The organism is Methanoplanus endosymbiosus (assembly GCF_024662215.1).
GTDB lineage: Archaea > Halobacteriota > Methanomicrobia > Methanomicrobiales > Methanomicrobiaceae > Methanoplanus > Methanoplanus endosymbiosus.
The window spans coordinates 1,412,215-1,433,429 of the sequence record NZ_CP096115.1; the positions used below are offsets into that span (position 1 = coordinate 1,412,215).

The following is a 21,215-nucleotide window of genomic DNA, read 5'->3' on the forward strand; positions in this document are numbered from 1 at the left end:
ACTCAGTTACAAATACTCAGTTACAAATCCTCAGTTACAAATCCTCAGTCTCCAAGTTCTACCACAACCCGGTGCTCTTCCTGATCATCAGCCAGATGAATGATCTTATCAGCCTGATTAACGCCGTCAACAATAACAGATCTGATACATGATTTACTACCCCCTCCCGTACCTGATCCCTCACCTGAACTTTCACCTGATATTTTACCCGGAGCTTTATCTTCCTTACCGGAATTCTTAACCACAATATGATACATCGCTGAAAGATACCGGTAATCAACCTGGTACGAATCCCAGTCCGCCGGGATACAGGGGTCAAATGTCAGGCAGTCTCCGGAAAGCCTGACCCCAAGAAGCGACTCAAGGATAAGCGTGTACATATATCCCGCCGAACCCGAATACCAGGTCCACCCGCCCCGTCCGGTATGCGGAGCAGCAGCATAGATGTCAGAAGCAAGTGCATACGGTTCAACCCGGTACTTTCTGACATCCTCCTCCTTTCTGCTGTGATGAATAGGATTGATGAAAGGCAGCAGATCCCAGGCCTGCTCATTATCCTTCAGAACCGCAAAGGCTGCCACCACCCATATAGCAGCATGGGAATACTGCCCGCCATTCTCCCGTACACCCGGAACATAACCTTTGATATATCCGGGATTTTTCATAGTCTTATCAAAAGGCGGGATAAGAAGCGGCAAAAGGCGGTCCTCCCGAAGAATAAGATGCTCCTTCACTGCCTCCATAGCAGTGACCGCCCTCTCCTCTGAAGCAGCCCCTGAGAGGACTGCCCAGCTCTGGGCAATTGAATCTATCATGCACTCCTTATTAACAGCAGAACCAAGCGGCTCTCCGGAATCGAAATAGGCACGGCGGTACCATTCCCCATCCCACCCATATCTCTCAATATTCACCCTGAGCTGCTCAGCATTCACACGGCAGAACTCTGCAAAAGATAAGTCACCCCGGATCTCTGCAACCTTACTAAACCTCATCAGAAGATCAAAGATGAAAAATCCAAGCCAGACACTCTCTCCCTTACCTCCGGCACCGACAAGATTCATCCCGTCATTCCAGTCCCCGGTCCCCATCAGAGGAAGACCATGCTCCCCAAACCTCATGCCACGCCGGACAGCCAGGACACAGTGTTCATACAGGCTTGCAGAAGTTTCCGACTGATTAGGGAGATCATAGTACGAGTCCTCCTCAGGGAGCAGCTCACGCCCTTCGATAAACAAAATTTCCTCATCCAGAACTGCGAAATCACGGGTGCTCAGCACATAACGGCTGGCGGCAAACGGCAGCCAGAGATAATCATCAGAACAATGAGTCCTGACACCCCTGTTTAACGGCGGGTGCCACCAGTGCTGAGCATCACCCTCAATAAACTGATGCCCGGCACAGAGAAGCAGCTGCCTCCTCATAAGCTCCGGCCTTGTATGAATAAGCGCCATCACATCCTGGAGCTGATCCCTGAATCCAAACGCCCCGCCAGACTGATAAAATCCGGAACGTGCCCACAAACGGGAAGCAATTATCTGATATACCAGCCATCCGTTGGCGAGCAGATCCACAGACATATCAGGAGTCTTAACCTGAACTGCACCAAGTGTCCGGCCCCAGTAATCTTTCACTGCTTTGAGTGCCGCATGTGCAGGCTCCACCCCACGATTCTTTAAGAGAAGAGTTCTTGCATCATCGCCGTCCCGCCCCACACCAAGAGTAAATATAATCTCACGCTCTTCCCCGTCAGTAAGTTCACAGTGAACCTGCACCGCAGCACAGGGATCAAGACCAGCCCCGACTTTATTCGAGAGCCGGACCCTTTCCATCGCTGCCGGTCTGTCAGCCGAACCATTCCGCCCGATAAACTCATGCCGATCGCCGGTCAGAGTCCTGTTAATTATATTAGAGTCAAAAAATGCAACCCTGCCCGGAAATTCACAGTTATATGGATTTTTAGCAAAAACAGCTCCGGAGACCTGATCAATTTCAGTGACCACATAAGGCAGTGATTTCGATCTCAGCTCCCCAAGAACCCATTCCACATATCCGGTGACAGAGAGAAATCTTTTGCGGCCCGATCTGTTCCTGAGCTTAAGAGAGAGAAATTTCACAGGTGAATCAACGGAGACATATACAGTCAGTTCGGAACTAATTCCCTGCTCAGAATATTCAAAGACAGAATATCCAAACCCATGCCTGGTAACGTAACTGCCTGCCCCCCGCACAGGCCACGCTCCGGGGGACCAGAATTTGCCGGTCTCTTCATCCCTGATATACAGGCCCTCACCAGAGAGGTCCTGAACGGGATCATTCATCCATGGAGTCAGCCTGAACTCATGGGAGTTCTCACACCAGGTATAGGCGCTGCCATTCTCTGATACAACCGTCCCAAAATTCTCATTTGCAAGTATATTCACCCACGGCGCAGGAGTTACATTCCATTTATCCGTAATAATTACGTACTCCTTTCCATCCGGAGAAAATCCTCCGATACCGTTGAAATAAAGAAGCCCTTCTCCCGGAGAGCCTGAAATTCCGGATGAATCATGAGAAGGCGTTCTGGTAGTAAGCAGCTGGGGAACCTCAACCTCACACCAGCCAGCCCGCTCCATCTGTTCTGCAAGTGAACCGGCCCTGTCAGAAATAACTGCACGGGCTACAGTCTGCAACAGTATAAAATCCTCATCTGACATCAGTTCAAGATTAAGGATAAAGATCCCGCCTTTTTTATTTAACAACTGTGAATCAGACCCCTGAGGGACATGGCTTAGTATCTCATCCTGAAGCTCCTGACGATACCCGGATCTCTCCTCATTACAGATGACCAGATCAACCATCAGCCCCTTCATATGCCAGTATGCATGGGCCTGCACCATATCCCTGATAATACTGATCCTCTTCCTGTTTTTAATCCTCACCAGTACAATGGGAACATCTCCCGATATTCCATACCTCCACAGACCTGACTGACCAAGTTTATTCTTAATAAGAACTTTACCGGATGCCCTTCTGACAGGATTTGAATAAATAACTGACGAAGCAAGAGAGCTATATATCTGAGCATCCTGCTCAGTCGCATCCAGCTGCCTTAGCATAACCTGTGCATGTGTCCAGGCCATTTCAAGAACCCTGTCAGTAATATTCCGGTCATAATATTTCTCAATCATGGCAAGAGCATCATCACGGCTTTCACAGACCCCGGAAAATATATTGACACAGCCCGTCTCCTGCGGCTCAATGGAGATGGTGCATCTTATAGCCACAACCGGATCAAGAACCGACCCGGCAGTATCAGAAAGAGTTGAAGAATCGATCATCGCAACCGGTTGTGCAAGTGAATTGCCACGCCCGATAAATTTTAAACGGTCTGTCTCAAACGAGATCTTTCGTACCTGTTTACCATTGACAGTCATCAGATGAAACATCCAGGGCGGACGTTCACCTTCAGAACGCGGCCTTCTCGTTGCAAGGATGGCATTTCTCTCCGGGATCAGTTCAGTCTGAACAAACAGATTAGTGAAGGCCGGGTGGCTTTCATCTGAGGCCTGAGGTGCCAGCACCACCTCAGCATAACTGGTAAACTCTAAACTTCGGGGGTTCCATGACCTGTTTGTCACCCATACTCTTCTGAGTTCCACATCATCTTCAGGAGAGACGATGACCTCAGTCCGGGTATAAAAGTCCCAGTCTTTCCTGAGGAATTCAGCCTGTGCCTGCCGGAAAGTTGTCTGAAATGAAACCGGTTTCTTTTTAGTGGGCTGATATCCGTTTGACCAGAACTCACCGCTCGCAAGATCCCTGATATAACAGAAGGTGCCACTGCAGTCTGCGGTGGGATCCTCCCGCCATCTGGTTACAGCAAGATCATTCCATCTGCTGTACCCGGAACCGCTGTTGTTTACCATAACATGATATCTGCCGTTTGAAAGGAGATGCACCTCAGGCCTCGGAGTTTTTGCAGAATTAAAGGTGCGTGTAAGGGATTCCGATATATCAGTTGCCTTATGAACCCCTTCCACCTCGCCGGTATGCGGATAGAATGGAAGATTTAACGGCATCTTCTCCTGTAGCAGCATCGCAGCTGACTGAAGACTGAGATCTGACATAAACCTCCTCTGCATAGGGCGGTCCAGTATTACATAGGCAAGAGAGAGCAGAGCCATACCCTGATGATGTGCCATAAATGACTGAATTATCGAGTATTTCTGCCCCGGCGGAGTCCGGGAACGGGTGAAATCTATAGCTTCATAAAAGCCATATTCACCACAATATCCGGATGAACTCATCTTTTCAAGATTCCTGCAGGCCAGAAACGGATTTACCATCAGCCCCATCACAGCAGCATACGGGGCAATAACCAGATCATCCGCAAGCCCACGTTTGAAACCAAGTCCCGGAATTCCAAATGCCCGGTACTGGTAGTTCAGGCTTGTATCTGTGACATTATAACCGGATTCTGAGATACCCCACGGGATACCACGCCTCCGGGAATAGTCGATCTGTCTGGCAACGACTGCATGATATGTACGGTCAAGAAGGGTATTTTCGTACGTAGGCATCACAAGAAGCGGCATCAGGTATTCAAACATAGAACCACTCCACGAAATGAGAGTTGGCTTCCCGCCATCAATATTTGTGAGCAGACGGCCTAACGCGAACCAGTGATCCTGTGGAAGCTTCCCGTAAGCGATACCGACAAAGCTGGCAGTTCTTGCCTCTGATGCAAGCAGGTCATAAAAACTGGCATCCCGCCTGAGATCAGTCGCATTATATCCGATTGCAAGGAGATTACTCGCCCTGTCATAGAGAAATTCATACTCAATTTCAGAAAATTTCCGGCACTGAACAGAAAGACGTGATATCGACAGGAGTACCTCTTCAGCCCTCCCGACTGACTTTTCCATCTCATCAATGGTCCGAATCAGCCACATACGGCCCAGACCAAAGAATGAATCAGAATCAGAGGGATTCTCAAGCCATTCACGAAGAGGACCTATGTGATCATACAGAGAATGCCTGATTTCAGCAATTTCACCAATAGTAGGGATCTGATTATCCAGCCCCTCGATTGTGGTGCAGATCAGAGATACATAGGGTGTCAGATGCTCAGGAATTTCACGCCATACTGTGTCAGGAGGACTGCCGGTGGACTGCCACAATACAAAATAATTCAGATCCTTTATATGGGCCTCTGTCTGTCGTTTAACTGCACCGGCCCACCACCTGACATCATCATCCGGATGACTGCCCAGTGCATCCCGCACTTCCGAGGCAATCACATCAAGAGATGAGAGAGATCTCAGTGTTTCACCAGTCATAACCGGCATCCGGGCTGCGCCATCTTTCAGTTCTGCAATCTTTGACCTGCCATATGTGAAAGACTCTGCTCCGCCCTCTTTTTGGGCATTATCAAGAGCCTCAGAGAGAAGAGAGAGGGTGTCAGATAAACCGTCTGCAAATTTATCTGACATAATCTTAGTATCCGGAAGTTCACATAGTCCCTGCCGCAGTACAAGAAGGTGGCTGACAAGGTTGCCACTGTCAACTGTTGAGATATAACGCGGAAGAAGCGGCTTTAATGTGATAGTATCATACCAGTTGTAAAAATGACCCCGGAATCTCTTCAGCTGCCCCATAGTATTCATGGTATTTCCGGTACGCTCAATAAGTCCCCTGAGGGAGAGATAACCAAAGTCATACGCAGTGAGATTTGCAAGAAGTAAAAGCCCGACATCTGTCGGAGAAGTGCGGTGGGCAACTGCTGAAACCGGCTGCTCCTGATAATTGTCAGGCGGGAGGTAATGATCTTCAGCAGTGACAAACGTCTCAAAGAAACGCCAGGTTTTCCGTGCAACAGCTCTTAAAAATAAGCTCTGATCAGGAGTCAGATCAAAGACATGAGATCTCTGCGGCTGGCTGATCCATGATGCAATAATCGGCGAGAGAATCCATGCACAGGCAAAAAATGCAATAACCGGAGAAGAAACAAGACGCTCCTGAATCTGAAGGGCAAGCAGTCCGGCCCCGATTACCGGCCCGGCCCACATAATTCTGTACATTCCTGCAAGTCCTGAAGTTTTTGCCTGTGCAGCCTCCTGATTAGTAGTCCATTCCAGCAGATGCCGGTGGGAACCTGCCATACGAAAGCAGGACCTAAGCATAGCATCAAGTGAAATATATGCCTCATATGGGAGGAATATAAGATTGATCAGAGGGACAGTTATCTGACTCCTGACAAGAGAGGGCAGATCACGGAGATGCAGCATCCAGGTCTGCTTTTCAGGCTTTTTTACAACTCCCCGGCAGATGATGATGACTGAAGGGATCAGATACAGTGAGGCAATAAAGGCTGTCCAGAACAGAGGATTGCCAAAGCTGATCCACGACATGATAAGAAATAGTAATGCTGCCGGAGCTACGAGACTTCGTCTCAGATTATCAAATATCTTCCACCGGCAGAGAAGAGAAAGTGGATTTCTCTGTACTTTTGAAGAAGCGTCAAGAATAAATGGAAAAATCCACTGCATAATCTGCCAGTCGCCTCTGATCCACCTGTGCCTTCGTTTGATATCAGCGAGATAACTGTTTGGGTAATCTTCAAGGACCAAAACATCACTGACAAAGCCGGCTCTGGCATAACATCCCTCAAGCAGATCATGGCTTAATATAAGATTTTCAGGGAAACGCCCTTCAAATATTTGTGAGAATACTTCAAGGTCATAGATACCCTTACCGATAAATGACCCTTCCTTAAAGGCATCCTGATATAGATCAGATACTGCACGGGTATAAGGATCAATGCCCGGTTCACCTCCGAAGAATGAGGCAAATCGGGAGATGCCAGTCTCTCTCAGAGACAGAGCAACACGGGGCTGGAGAATTCCATATCCTTCCCTGATCACCTGGTTAACCGGGTCCATTACCGGCCGGTTGAGCGGGTGGGCCAGAGTACCTATAAGTTTTCCAGCACTGCTGCGGGGAAGTTCGGTGTCAGTATCAAGGGTTATCACATATCTGATACTGCCCAGAATCTCCTGATCACCAACAATACGTGAGAAGGATTTAGTCCCTCTTCCCAATATGAAAGTATTGAATGCACCAAGAATACCTCTCTTCCTCTCATAACCCATCCATACCCCTTCAGATTCATTCCATGTCCTGGCCCTGTGCATGAGGAAAAAGGTTGACGGCTTATCATCACAATATCTGCTGTTAAGACCTTCAATCCCGGCAGCAAGAAGACTGACCAGTTCTTCGTCTCCGGGCAGCTCCTGGACTGATGCATTCCGGAGATCGGTCAGCAGGGCAAAGTGCAGGTTATCATCACGGTTCGCCAGGTACCGCACTTCAAGTGAATCAAGGAGTGATGCGACATCTCCGGGTTCTGACAGAACTGTAGGAATTACAACGATAGTCCTTTGGTCATCAGGTATCCCCGATGAATAGTCCATCTTCGGAAGTAAAACGGGAGGGATGAGTATAGTATATACCCAGTTTATAACCGCAACTGCAACCTGACTTACCGGGAAGAGAAGGAGAAGCATGACAGGCAGAGTAATATACCATGCGTAAGCGGGAATATGCCCATACCCAAAAAGAGCTGCAATCAGGATTAAAGAGAGAATGCCTGAGAAATACAGCGGAAGGGTAAAGGAATAGACCTTTCTTCTGAACCGATCAGAAAACGGAGGAGTATAGGAGAGGGCTTCTTCAAGAGACACTCTGCCTTCATCTGTCAGATAATAACCAACATGGGATGCCCGAATCTCCCCGTCCTTATTATTCCGGTTATCACAGGCAAGCTCTACGGCTTTTCCTGCAACATCACCCTCACCGAGCCGTCCTTTTTTTGCAATCTCCTCAACCACATGCCGGTACCGGTCACGGGTTTCAAAGTCCATAGCTGCATAATTATCCGCAGGATCACTCCGGAGTATATGCTCAACAAGACTGACCTTTTCAACGAACTCACGCCAGTCAATCAGATCAAGGAGACGAAGGCTGTTAATGCAGTTTCCAAAGGAGACCTGATCAACAGCCTGGGCCTGAGCCTCCGCATTGACCATCTGCTCAATAGTCAGATTACTCTCAGAAAGCCTCTGTTCAATCCATGTAAGTGGAAATGCAAATGAACCGGACTGACCCTGCAGCTGCCTCGCCATCTCCGCAACAAAAGCGCTGGTCATGGGAAGGTCTGAACGTGCCATATCTGCAATAAACGGGATCAGACCTTTTGGATTATGACCTGCAACCTCAGTCATCTGGTCCACCCATTGATCAGCAGAGTCACAATCAAGCCTGTCTGCTGAAATCTTTCCGGATATCCTGCGCAGATTCTCAATCAAAGAGAGCCTGAGCATAATTGGCACAGCCCAGAGCTCCCCAAGCAGCAGAGGAGTAACACTCTGATACGAATTAATAAAATCCAGGAGAGTTTTGTCGTCAATCCTCCCGTCACTATGTGCAATTAATTCTGTAGCGATATGGTAAATCCGCGGAAATCCTTCAAAAGGCCCATTTTCCAGACGGGGAAACTCTTCACAGTACTCTTCGGAGAGGTGGCAGCGGGCAGTCAGAATCTGTTCATCAATAAGATAGAAGTTATCCAGCAGCCATTCACCTGCCGGAGCAATCCGGCGACTGGCCTCATTGGCAGCATTCAGCAGATTATAAGTGTCCAGCAGGACCTTCTCGTTATCAGCAAGCCGTGGAAGGAGACTACCGTATCCATTTCCAGGACCTGCCCTGTATATGCCTGCAATCTCCTTTGCATGCTGAACCATCTGATCCCTGCTGTACAGTTCATCCCGAAGCGGACCGGCATCAACCTGGCTTACAGATGCCTCTTTGTCATTAAATCTCCCCTTAAATCCAAATTTATTTCTCAATATAAACCGCCCCCAAAATTTCTGACAGGCCACTTCCCTGTGCAGACTGCCACCGGTTTTGGCAGCCAGCCCCCTGAAAGCGTACCGGAATAAAATACAGACCTTTTTTTACCATACATACAATCAGCTAATCTCCGACAGTCAGACCACGAATCACCCAGTTACAGGCATATCAAATCAGGACTGAGAGCATTTACTCATGCAACAAACAGGAAAAACTACATTCGTGAATTATAATCCATTTTCAGAGAGGTACCACCATATTTCTTCCCCAAAAAAGGAACAATTCCCATGATTATTCAGAATATTTATATTTTTTACCATCATACACTGCATTTAAGCCTCATACAACTTAAATCCAGCGTGAGCCGGATGATAAGAGATGCAGCACCAGGAACCACCATCAACACGGGAATCAATGCCCGATTTGCCATAACTGCCAATATTATTGATACATATGCAAAAAAGAACGAATTATAAATTGCAGCATACCTAATTTCCGGAAAAGATGAAAAAACGGATCAGCCGGCAATCCGGCACAGGCATTATATATATCCGGAGACAATATATCCATTCTTCCGGAAAAAAAGACAGACAGCACCAATTCTACACCGGGAGAATATCCTGATGCCCCCTGATGCCAAAAGGAGATTAGGAAATAGACAATACTTCAGACAAAGGGCCAATCTTAAGACCCTTTACGGAGAGATTTACCACCCGGATAAAATATGCCTGAATCTCCGGCAGTCACATAAAATCAGCCAGACCAAGCTGCTTCTCCGGCGGCTCGCCAAATGTCGAAATGACCGCCATATTCAGCACCTCAACCCTCTGCCGGGTGTAATCTGAAACATTGTACTCCTCACACATCTTAATCGACATACTGAGGTATTTCTTCACAGAACCCTCATGAACGGTGGCGATGAGCTTATTTCCGCATTTAGTACATTTTCCTGCAAGAGGCATTCTCCTGTAGCTTGAATTGCACTTAGTGCACCTCACCTTCTGCTTGGAGTAGGAATTCAGGTTGCCCATAATATCCCTGATGAAATGGGTATTCAAAACCCTCTCGGCTACATCATCCTCATCCACAGCACGAATAATCCGCCCCAGTTCAAGTTCAGCCTCAAGCTTTTCAACCATTGTCTGGAGTGTATTATATGAAGAGATCAGAGGTCCGGCAGAGATATCAGTTGTATTATGCGTAAACATAATCCCCTCATACTGCCCGGGTTTTCCAAGCCTGAGTTCAACATGATCAACAATCTTCTCAAGATCCTTGGGGTGCACATAATCAAGACCTGCAAGGTACAACTCAAGCGGATAGGAAGAACAGGCATCCACATTATGGCTCTCCTTATCAACCTCAGCCGGATCAATTCTCCGTGTCAGAACAAGAGGGGCATCCATCGAACCACCCCTTGTTTCCGGAAGAAAAGACCGTGAAAAATTGATAAGTCCGTCTAAAAGCAGCATGATACAGTCCTCATCCCCGTCACACTGCCCGGTAAATATCCCGTTTACTTCGACTGTATGATCCTCAGCAACCGTCAGGCAGTAGACATAATCCTCTGCACTGGCAACCACCTCTTTTTTAGTAATCATATCCGGAATCATAACCCCGCCTTCAAAACCGGGAATATAGTCACCCTCCTTCAGTTCAAGGGCCTTAATCTTCCTCTGGTAGTTAAGGTCAGAGACGAGCATAGCATGCTCAGGTGTCACCATGATACTTTTGCCGCGTCTTGTCTCAAAATAGAGAAGTGTATCGGGAGATTTATGAACGGAAACAGAAGTTACCTCTCTCATTCTGACATTACCATAAACATCAACGGCCCTCACCCAGTACGGCTTTACCGGATCTGAATAATATGTGCCTACACAGTCAACAGATTTGCAGCTCATATCAAAATTCTCAAGGACAAATTTCTTTATCGGAAGAGTATCCCACCTCTCACCGTCATATACCGTCAGTCCGGTCTCGCCCTGAAAACAGTTCCTCCTCTTTGCGGCATGAAAGAACGGATGGCCATAGCCGACAAGAGCCTTTGTAAAGCCTATCAGCCGCACCAGCACCCCGGCACTGGTATGCGGTGCAAGACCCATAAGAAGAGTACCGACAAGATCACCCCTCTTAGAGGCATTATAATATGGCTCTAATCCATAGACCTTCTCAAGCAGTTCATCAACAAACTTTGAGACCTTGACAAGCCACTCACCGCAATGTTCAGAGACTAAAATATCCTGGCATTTAAGCTCAAGAATCTGTTCATCTGATTCAAGAGGCCTGCCATAGACATCGTGGGTATATCCAAGCTCCAAAAGCTTCTGGTAACTGACTCCGATCTCACGCGGAATAATCTGTGTGAGCGGAAGATCGATCATATCGTACCGGAGTGTGCCGTCCTTAAAGACATAAAGATCCTGCCTGGCCCTTAAAATTCCCTTCTCCAGAGCCTCAACACATCTCTCCTTTGACATCAGGCCCTTTACACCCTTGACAAGTTTAAGCTCGGAATCCCGCATGACAAGCGCCTTTAATGCACGGTCATACTCCTCCTTCACATTGATAGTAATAGTCTGTGCACATACTCCGTCAACCCCGCATACCGGACATACACCCTTTACTACATCATGCTGACATCTTGGGCAGACATAAACAGGCTCAGTATGTGCACCGCATTCACAGACATTTTTATAGGTCTTAAAACCGCAGGAAGAACATCTTCTAAGGCCCACCTCAGCAGTGATAAAACCGCCGTCACGGTTATCCCTTGACTTTGCGACCTGCTGAAATGACCTCCTCGAACCGCCTTCATTTCCGACAGGATACAGCACATTTGGCGCAGGATTCATCTTTCTCTCCTTTGATTTACCAGGTCTGCCCATCCTTCCGCCTATGCGTGTGCCGGCCTTTGACCGAACCTTAAATCCGGAGAGATAAGAGACAAGCTCAAGGGGGTCATCAGGATATTTCTCATCCGGAAATTCCTTTCTATTCAGGCTGTCATCAAGACCGAGGCATGCGATAAAAACTGCTGCGTCAGAAACGACCAGATTTCCGGAGATGACCTTGTGAGGCAGGAGAAGCAACTCCAGCAGATCTTTTGTCCGGGATGTATTGGGCATTGTGAGGGAATCTCCTGACACAACACCCTCTGCCGATACAATCTCTCTCAGCTCAAGGATCTCCGCCGCTGTCAGATCGTCCCAGATATACATAAAATCAGGGTGGAGATATGCACCGGCAAGTGTCAGATCAATGGCCTGCCTGCCGGATTCCGGCCTATCTTTGCCCCCTTCAAGTATCCACCATTCATGACAGTATGCAGCCGGGATCAGCATGTGATTATTCTCCAGAAACTCGCCGTATGATATGAGAATTTCACCGACATCGAGAATTCTCTCGACACTGTTCCCAAGTTTAATCGCTGTAGGAATATCATCAACCCTCAGCACTTCTCCGGAATAGAGCCTGACAGTCGGCCCTTCGACTGTATCAACCGGAACAACACCACAGGCTTTGCCGGGCCGCTCCACCTTCATCTGAGTGCCCACTGCCAGAAAATTGCCAAGCAGATGCAGACCCGACGGATTAAAACCGGCGGCAGCAAATCCGGTATTTCTTGAACGGCCATATCTCAGCCTGAAACCACCCGGTCGTAAAGGATAGGAGAAGACCGGCCTGCCGCCGACAAGATCACGGATATACTTGTCCTTTGGCTTAATTTTACACTTTTTTGCTGAATCATCCTCTTCCACCTCTTCATCATCTCCACCCGATGATGCGGACGAGAAGGATCCGGAGACGAGATCATCAAGCCATTCCCACCCTTCCATCTTGACCTTACGCACAGTCTTCTGGATCTTTGGTGCCTTTAATGCAAGACCTTCAGCCACAACAAGACCCATACCGCCCCTCACAGTATTGGTCTCAATCCTCTCAAGATTCCTGTATCCGGATACCTCAACCCGCTCAGTAGGTTCACCCTCAACACATACCGGACAGTTCCTAATAATATGCCTCAGCTCGTCATCTGACGGCATATACTGAAGGCTTGATATGGAGTTGTACTTCTTAATCTCCTCAACATATCTCTCAACCTCCTCTTTTCTTGGGATATAACGGTTGATCCCAAGACCTTTCCGGACATAATCCCCGACAAGAACAGAGAGTGCCTGTGCTGTACCTCCTGCACTCCGGATAGGACCTGCATAGTATATTTTTAAATATTCAGTCCCGTCATCATTTTTCCCAAGTGATATATTTCCTATCCCTTCGGTTGGTGCGGCCACAACACCCTCGGTAAGAAGTGCCATTGATGTCCGTATGGCATGGTCAAGGATCTCCTCCTTTGTCTCCTCACCAAATCTTTTTGCGATGAAATCATCACCTATCTTCAAGGAGACCTCCTCTCTGGACATCATCTCTCCAAGTTCCCTCAGCCTTACAGCAACACCCGGATACCCTAACAGCGCCTCCACCCTGTCAGCAAGGTCGCTCGCCACCGGAATTTCAACATCAAGCGCCGGATCAATTCCAACCTTCCTTGCCTGTTTTGCTATTTCTATGGCCTTATAGAGGTCATCCTCAAGCGATTTGAAATAACTCTCCATCTCCGGCGATGCCTGCATGACCATAATATTGGCAGATCATTTCATTAATGTTAGTGCATCCGGCACAACACTCACACAGGAAAATGAAGAAGATAATTATCTTCAGAAAAAAGAACAAATAGTTATTCAGAACTGTACCGAAATGATACAGCTCACAACAGGGAGAATATATCAAGATGTTTAATATCAGGGCGTTTTCTATAGGCAAAGGGCATGAAGAGGCAATAAAGACAATAGTGAAACACGGATGTCATCTCATCACTGAGGATGGGGAAAAGACGATAGAACTGCCCGAACCAATGAATATTCATGTAAAAGACCCTTTTGCTGAATATATGATAAGCCCGTACAATATGTTTGGTGAAGGCGCGATGAAACAGTATGTACATGATCTCCTGCACGGCACTGACAATGAATTCGCCTACACTTACCATGACCGCCTCTTTGACCATCCTGTAAAAGACGGGGAGATATTCTCAGGTGACGGCGACGGGAAGGGAATTGACCAGATAGAATATATTGTCCGGAAACTGAAGGAAGAACCAAATTCCCGGCGTGCACTCGGCATAACATGGTTTCCCCCGAAAGATACGGAATCAAGAAATCCACCCTGCCTTCAGAGAATTCAGTGCCTTCTGCGTGACAATAACCTGAACATGCACGTTGAATTCCGTTCAAACGATATGCTCTCAGCACTCGGCGCAAATATGTATGCCCTTGTAAACCTCCAGAAGATGATTGCAGAGAGACTTAATGCCAATACCGGGTGGTACTCACATACATCAGTATCCGCACATATATACCACGAGCGCGACTATGAAGAGCTAAGCAGGTACATAAAGGGTCTTGGCTTAAAAGATATCCCCTGAAACATAAGGTGAACTACCTCTGGGCTAAAGACCCAGAGGCTTCCTGCTTCATACCTCGGAGTAACCTCCACAGGTCCACAGGCCCTTCCCCCCGTTCCAAGGGTGCAAATATATTATATTCCAATTAAATTCTGTCTATCAAGAGCAAATTTCTTGATATTTATTGCAGCATTAATATCTCTGTCATGATGCATTTCACAATCCGGACAAACCCAATCCCTTATTGACAAAGTCATTTCAGAATTGTAATATCCACAATTACTGCAAATTTTTGTAGATGGTTCAAACTGTCCTATCTGTAGTATAGTCTTACCATATCGCTCCGCTTTATATTTTAATTTTTCAAAAAAAGCGGACCACCCGGCATCAGAGATACTTTTTGCTAATTTATGATTTTTAAGTAAATTCTCAACTTTTAATGTTTCAACAGCAATTGCTTGGTTCTCGCTAATAATTTGAAAAGAAATCTTATGCTGAAAATCATTACGCTGATTACTTACTTTTTCATGTTGTTTTGCTAACTGTAATTTTGCTTTTTTGAAATTTGAAGAACCTTTCTTTTTTCGGCTAAATCTTCTCTGAAGAGTTTTTAACCGTTTTTCTGAATTTTTCAGGAACTTTGGATTGTCATACTTATTACCTTCAGATGTAACAACAAAGTCCTTTATACCTACATCAAGACCAATTGTATTACTGGCATCAAATGATCCAGGTAATGGATACTCTAACTCATCATCGACAAGAATACTTATGAAATATTTACCTGCGTTATTCCGGGAAACAGTTGCAGTCTTTAAATTTCCGTTAAACCTTCTATGAAGTATCGTTTTAACATATCCAATTTTAGGCAACTTAACACAATTCCGGTCAAAATCAACAGAATATGCTTGAGGAACAGAAAATGATTGAACTGGATTTTTTCGTGATTTGAATTTAGGAAATCCTTTTTTCTCCCTGAAAAATTTAGTAAATGCGTTATCCAGATGTAATGTAGCTCCCTGAAGAGATTGTGAATTAACTTCCTTTAACCATTCATTTTCTTGTTTTAGTTCCGGAAGCATCTTGTTTAAAACAAATCTCGATACTGATTTTCCATCAGTTTCATAAGATTTTATCTTAATTTCAAGTGCAAAATTATATACAAATCTACAAGCACCAAAATGTTGTTCAAATTTTTCAATTTGAGATTTATTTGGATACATTCTAAATTTGTAAGCAATTAACATGCATATAATAATTAAACCTAACACATTAAATGCTTTGTGTTATAAACACTATATTGTCGCTTACATCCCCTTGGCTAAAGACCAAGGGGTTTTACGCTAACCTTATAAAAAACTGTTTTTTTCGGGAAAACTTCCCGTAAATACATTCAGAGATGATCAGAACACTATCTAAAAGTTTCAAATGCACTCTCAACTTCTTCGGGTCTGTCTATGCCGATCTTCTGGAGTGTCAGAAGAGCGCACCGGTGCGCAACATCATCTGAACATTCAATAAACTCACTGAGAGGTTCAATAGATGGCTTTCCGATTTTAATTAATGCAAGTGAAGCATAACCCCTCAGTTTCGCATTCCCTGTAACAAAAAGGGAAATCAGTGCCTCTATGGCAGGTTCGCCGATAGTTCCAAGTGTGGATGCGGCATATTTCCGGATACTGTCATCCTCATTTTCATTCAGAATTTTTACAAGTGAGGGAATTGCCGGTTCACCAATTGCCGCCATAACATTTGCCGTATACCACCGGAGATCGTTGTTATCGGTCTCCAGAAATGTAGCAGTAACTAAAGGAAGGCATTCCTCCCCCATATCCGCCAGACAAAAGACTGCATTCCTCTTCTCATCAAGGGTGCCGCATTCAAGTGCCTTAATCAGCTCATCCACATTATTCTTATTATCCATATCAGAGAATTTGGTCATATTAACAGAATAAATATACAGTTTATGCACCACAGGAGAGCCTGCATGAAATCGGATGTCTAAACATGGTTCACCATGATATGCAGAAAATTATGAAAGAATTAATTACACTTTGCCGAGAATACCCTATATGATGGTCTCCGAATCATATGGTTTTCAGGAGCCGGAAACCAGAAATCAAAGAACATTAACAGTTGAAGCATATATCTCCGGAAAAGTCCAGGGTGTTGGTTTCAGGGCATGCGTAAATAAAATTGCAGCTCACCTGTCACTGACCGGGGAAGTGATGAACATAGAAGACGGGAGAGTGTACATAATTGCAACAGGGGAACTTGTAATAATTGAAAAATTTTTTTCGATACTCCACGAATGCCCAAGAGCGCATGTGCGTGAGATAGAATACAGGGAAACCAGACCGAAATCTTTCAGTGATTTTTCAATAACCCGGAGATGATGAAATATTTCCGGACAAATAAATATTTTCTTTTTTAAAACCACGAAAAATGCAGCAATTCAGGGATTAACGATAATATAGGCAGCAATAATAAAAATAATATCTGAAATTCCGTTTCAGTAATAAATTCTCAGAGGGGTTTTTTTCATCAGATGATCTGCATAAGAAGAGACCATCATATCAATTCTCTTCTGGTCTATTGATTTATGAAGGCATTCGGAGAGAACAGCCATCAGGTCATCCCTTAAATGGCATCTTTTCGTACTGAGATCATAGTGATCCGGAGTCAGATACTCTCTTGCTACCCGGAAAACAGCAGAATCCACCATTCCTGCCCTTAAAGGAGCCATGAGATCATATATCAGTGATCCGCCACCCTCTGATAACACCCCATAATCCGGATTCAGATGAGAACCTGCAACAGAGACGCTGACATTACCAAAAAGCATAGCATAACCTATAGAGAGCATGGCATTCACAGGATCATTATGCGGCCTTTTTGTGCGTCTCCTAAAGCCATGAATGGGGTTAATTCCTCTTGAAACAACCTCATAATACATATCTGAAATAAGCCTCTGAAGCCTGCGGAGTTCATCAATCTTCACAAGATAGTCAACATCCTCAAGGGATTTTAAGAAGAGTTCATATTCGCCTTCATAAAATAAAACCCGCCCCGCCTCCTTCATAACCTCATCAATGAGGTTCATCCTCGATTTTACTGAGGAGCGGACAAGCTCTGAAGCTGCATGATAAACAGGCGTTTTTCTCTGAAAGTTCTCCATATATTCACTGCTGTCATCACCATAAGGACTGAGAATACCCAGAGGGGTGGCATCTGCATCAAAAAATGATATTGAGGATTTCTGCTTCAGAAGATTGGAAACTGCGGAAGTATGCAGGTTATGCCCACCCACAAGCAGGAGATGTTCAACCTTTTCAAGAGGTATTTCCCTGAAATCACTCTTCTGCCGGATAGAAAGGGTTGTGGACGAAGCCTTAATATGTGCTCCAAATCCAAAAACCGAGTGCCAGGGCATTGTAATTTTCTTCATAATTTGCAGTTCCCACAGTTTGAAGTATCATTAAATATCTATTCTGACAGACTGATTAATTAATCGTTTATGCCCGGAAATATCAGCAAAATTAACTGCCTGGTTCATCATCAGCCAATAACAGTGAAGAAAAATTTCCGGAAAGCCTCCTTCTGCCGGGAAATGAAATCAGAAACTTTCAGATCCTGCATGTCACTGATATGGCCAAAAATTCAAGTCATAAAAGATATATCAATATTTAACTAAGTATCTTCTGATGAACAGAAAGGTTTATGGAATACTTCTTATTCTTATAGCTGTGGCAGCAGTTGCATTCTCCGGATGTACCGGAAATGCACCTGCTGAAACCGGAGATTCCGGACAGTCAGGCACTGTAGTGGAAAAAACAGTATATGTAGTTGGTATTGACGGTGAATATCCACCATACTCACTCATTGACAAAGACGGCGGCTCAACAGGATTTGATGTTGAGTCAATTCAGTGGATTGCTGACGATATGGGCTTTGAAGTAGAGATAAAGCCTATCGCATGGGATGGCATGATACCTGCACTTCAGGCAGGAAAGATTGACATGGTCTATTCAGGAATGACAATTACAGATGAGAGACTTGACAAAGTGAATTTCTCAATTCCATACCTGAATATCAACCAGTCAGTTGCAGTTCATGACGACAATGAGTTTACACTTGACCAGTTCAAGGCAGGAGAACTTATCATCGGCGCACAGAGAGGAACAACAGGACAGATCTGGGTTGAGGAAAACCTCATTGAAACCGAAATTATTCCTAAGGATAACCTGAAACTTTATGACAACTTCCCGCTTGTCATTGAGGACCTTAAAAACAAGAGAATTGACGCAGCAATCTATGACAGACCTTCAATGGTTGCAGCAATCGAAGAAAAACCAATCCACATAACAGGTGAGATTGACACCGGAGAAGAGTATGGTGTCGCAATCAGAAAGGACGATGTGGTACTTCTTGAAACAATTAACACCGGACTTGCAAAGCTCCACAAGGATCAGAAGTGGACTGAGCTTAAGGACAAATACGGACTTTAACCGTAAAAACCAAACTTATCTTTTTTAAATTTACTTAAAATATAATTCTGCCTGAAATCGGCAGAGTAAATAAGGATTAAACAGAAAACAAAATTAATGTTGTACCGGAATCATAGCTACCGGTTTCGGTACCGGGAATAATCAGGCATGGACACAATATCTATATTAATAGACTGGCTGCCGTATCTCCTATCCGGGGTAGTTGTCACAATGGGCCTTGTTGCCGCAGGACTTGGAATTGGTGTTCTTCTGGGCCTGCCAATGGCACTTGGACAGGTGTATTCAAAATGGCCGGTCAGGGCCGCCGTAGGTATTTATGTATGGTTCTTCAGGGGTCTTCCGGTCCTTGTTCTTCTCTTCCTCTTCTACTTTGGTTTATTCCCTGCACTTGGTCTGGATGATCTGCCGGCATTTGTCGTTGGTGCAACTGTACTTGGGCTGAGAGGAGCAGCATATCAGTCTCAGATATTCAGAGGAGCTATCCAGTCAATAAGTGACGGCCAGATGACGGCTGCCCGATCTCTTGGGATGAGCAGATTTACAGCAATAAAATCTATAATTCTCCCCCAGTCAGTAAGAATAGCACTTCCGGGATGGTCAAATGAATACCCCAATATTCTTACAGATTCAGCAGTCTGTTATGCTATCGGAGTAATGGAATTAATCACAAGAACTTCACAGATAGTATCCCAGACATACATCACAATGCCAATTTACATCGCCTGTGCCGGAGTATTTATTCTCTTAAACTATGCAGGGATGAGAGGACTGTACGCACTTGAGAAGAAGCTGGCTGTACCAGGTTTTGGCGGGAACAGCGGAGAAGTATAAATTATGTCAGATAATGATTATATCCTCAGAATAGAGGACATTCATAAAAAATACGGAAACAATGAGGTATTGAAAGGCGTATCCCTAACTGTAAAAAAAGGTGAGACAATCGTCTTTATCGGATCTTCAGGTACAGGAAAGAGCACGCTGCTGAGGTGCATAAATCAGCTGACACCGCCTGAAAAAGGAAGAGTTTTTCTGAACGGTGAAGAGGTCACAAATTCAGGAAACAGAATCAATGAATTCAGGCAGAAGATCGGAATGGTATTTCAGAACTTTTACCTCTTTGACCACTTAACAGCAGTCAGAAATGTTGAGGTTGCCCTGATTAAAGTCCGCGGAATGAAACCCGAAGAGGCAAGAAAAAAAGCCATGGAAGAACTCCGCCAGGTCGGGATGGAAGACTGGGCAGACCATTACCCGGCAGAACTCTCCGGAGGACAGGCACAGCGTGTCTCAATAGCACGTGCCCTTGCAATGGACCCTGAAGTTATCCTCTTTGATGAACCGACATCTGCACTTGATCCTGAACTTACAAGAGAGGTCCTTGAGGTCATGAAGAAACTTGCAAAAGATGGCATGACAATGCTTGTCGTAACCCATGAGATGGGATTTGCCAAATCGGTTGCGAACAGAATTATATTTATGGAAGCCGGAAAGATCCTTGAGGAAGGCACACCTGAAGAGATTATGAACAACCCGAAATCAGAGAGGACAAAGAGTTTTATCGGGCAGTTTCAGAGCGGGTACTGAGTGGGGATTTAAATGGACCAGATGACATTTATTGCAGAAATTCTGATGCCGGCACTCATAGGCGGACTTGTAATTACACTTCAGCTCATTGCAGTATCCGCTCCTTTCGGACTCCTGGGCGGTATAGGTGTTGCTGTCGGAAGGACATACGGCGGACGCTATACGGTTCTCTTCTGCAAGGCCTATGTCACGTTCATCAAAGGGTGTCCGCTTCTGCTTCTCCTCTTCATTCTGTACTTCGGTCTGCCCTCAGTCGGCATCACACTATCTGCCTTTGTGGCATCTATAACCGGATTTATACTCTGCAATTCAGCTTACAGTTCAGAGTATATCCGTGGATCGATGAAATCAATCAAGGAAGGTCAGCTCATTGCAGCAAGAGCACTTGGCATGACAGAAAGACAGGTAATTGTCAATATTGTTCTCCCACAGGCACTGAGAAGGGCAATTCCCGGACTTTCAAACGAATTCATCTATCTGATAAAATATTCATCCCTTGCGTATATGCTCACAGTAATAGAGCTTACAGGTGCAGGAAAACTGGTAGCAACCAAGTATTTCACCTACAATGAGACATTTATTATGGTCGGTGCAGTGTATCTTCTCCTCGTTACAATAACAACATTTGGCGCAAACATGCTTGAGAAGAAATACGCAATACCCGGCATTGACAGCCGCTGAAAGGAATAAACCACTCATTATTTTAACCATTAAAAAAATCTCTATATACGGGCAGATCATTCAGATGGTTAATTTAACAGGATCAA

Annotated in this window: 12 protein-coding genes; 7 read left to right on the plus strand and 5 right to left on the minus strand. The window is 45.4% G+C overall.

Annotated features, from left to right (window positions below; translation table 11 throughout):
* Positions 1-44: 44 nt before the first annotated feature.
* Complete coding sequence (locus L6E24_RS06155) at positions 45-8,891, minus strand: glycoside hydrolase family 94 protein (protein WP_257743824.1); 8,847 nt, start codon at positions 8,889-8,891, stop codon at positions 45-47.
* 747 nt (positions 8,892-9,638) lie between these two features.
* A complete protein-coding gene (locus tag L6E24_RS06160) occupies positions 9,639-13,526 on the minus strand; it encodes a DNA-directed DNA polymerase II large subunit (protein ID WP_257743993.1) in 3,888 nt (1,295 codons plus the stop codon).
* Here L6E24_RS06160 and L6E24_RS06165 point away from each other — a divergent pair.
* Both L6E24_RS06165 and L6E24_RS06170 read left to right on the plus strand, forming a co-directional pair.
* On the plus strand, positions 13,525-13,692 hold the full coding sequence (locus L6E24_RS06165; RefSeq protein ID WP_257743825.1) for a hypothetical protein: 168 nt from the start codon (positions 13,525-13,527) through the stop codon (positions 13,690-13,692). The genes L6E24_RS06160 and L6E24_RS06165 overlap by 2 nt on opposite strands.
* Complete coding sequence (locus L6E24_RS06170) at positions 13,685-14,377, plus strand: thymidylate synthase (protein WP_257743826.1); 693 nt, start codon at positions 13,685-13,687, stop codon at positions 14,375-14,377. Before L6E24_RS06165 ends, L6E24_RS06170 begins: the two co-directional genes overlap by 8 nt.
* Positions 14,378-14,490: 113 nt before the next feature.
* On the opposite strand, the gene tnpB is transcribed toward L6E24_RS06170, so the two are convergent.
* Positions 14,491-15,603: an IS200/IS605 family element RNA-guided endonuclease TnpB gene (gene tnpB, locus L6E24_RS06175; RefSeq protein WP_257743827.1), complete on the minus strand. Its 1,113-nt coding sequence runs from the start codon at positions 15,601-15,603 to the stop codon at positions 14,491-14,493.
* A gap of 164 nt (positions 15,604-15,767) precedes the next feature.
* Entirely contained in the window at positions 15,768-16,280 is a 513-nt protein-coding gene (locus tag L6E24_RS06180) for a HEAT repeat domain-containing protein (protein ID WP_257743828.1), read from the minus strand.
* Positions 16,281-16,428: 148 nt separating this feature from the next.
* Here L6E24_RS06180 and L6E24_RS06185 point away from each other — a divergent pair, with 148 nt between their 5' ends.
* On the plus strand, positions 16,429-16,752 hold the full coding sequence (locus L6E24_RS06185) for an acylphosphatase (RefSeq protein WP_257743829.1): 324 nt from the start codon (positions 16,429-16,431) through the stop codon (positions 16,750-16,752).
* 116 nt (positions 16,753-16,868) lie between these two features.
* Here the strand turns inward: L6E24_RS06185 and cas1 are convergent, their stop codons facing one another.
* Positions 16,869-17,804, minus strand: coding sequence for a CRISPR-associated endonuclease Cas1 (gene cas1 / locus L6E24_RS06190; RefSeq protein WP_257743830.1), 936 nt, complete (start codon positions 17,802-17,804; stop codon positions 16,869-16,871).
* Between the two features lie 256 nt (positions 17,805-18,060).
* Here cas1 and L6E24_RS06195 point away from each other — a divergent pair, with 256 nt between their 5' ends.
* The 4 genes from L6E24_RS06195 (at position 18,061) to L6E24_RS06210 (ending at position 21,129) form a co-directional block, all read left to right on the plus strand.
* Positions 18,061-18,864, plus strand: coding sequence for an ABC transporter substrate-binding protein (locus L6E24_RS06195; protein WP_257743831.1), 804 nt, complete (start codon positions 18,061-18,063; stop codon positions 18,862-18,864).
* A 147-nt stretch (positions 18,865-19,011) separates the two neighbouring features.
* Complete coding sequence (locus L6E24_RS06200; RefSeq protein ID WP_257743832.1) at positions 19,012-19,695, plus strand: amino acid ABC transporter permease; 684 nt, start codon at positions 19,012-19,014, stop codon at positions 19,693-19,695.
* 3 nt (positions 19,696-19,698) lie between these two features.
* The gene (locus L6E24_RS06205) at positions 19,699-20,448 is read left to right on the plus strand and encodes an amino acid ABC transporter ATP-binding protein (RefSeq protein WP_257743833.1); all 750 of its coding nucleotides are present in this window, start codon (positions 19,699-19,701) and stop codon (positions 20,446-20,448) included.
* Between the two features lie 12 nt (positions 20,449-20,460).
* Positions 20,461-21,129, plus strand: coding sequence for an amino acid ABC transporter permease (locus L6E24_RS06210; RefSeq protein WP_257743834.1), 669 nt, complete (start codon positions 20,461-20,463; stop codon positions 21,127-21,129).
* Positions 21,130-21,215: the final 86 nt, after the last annotated feature.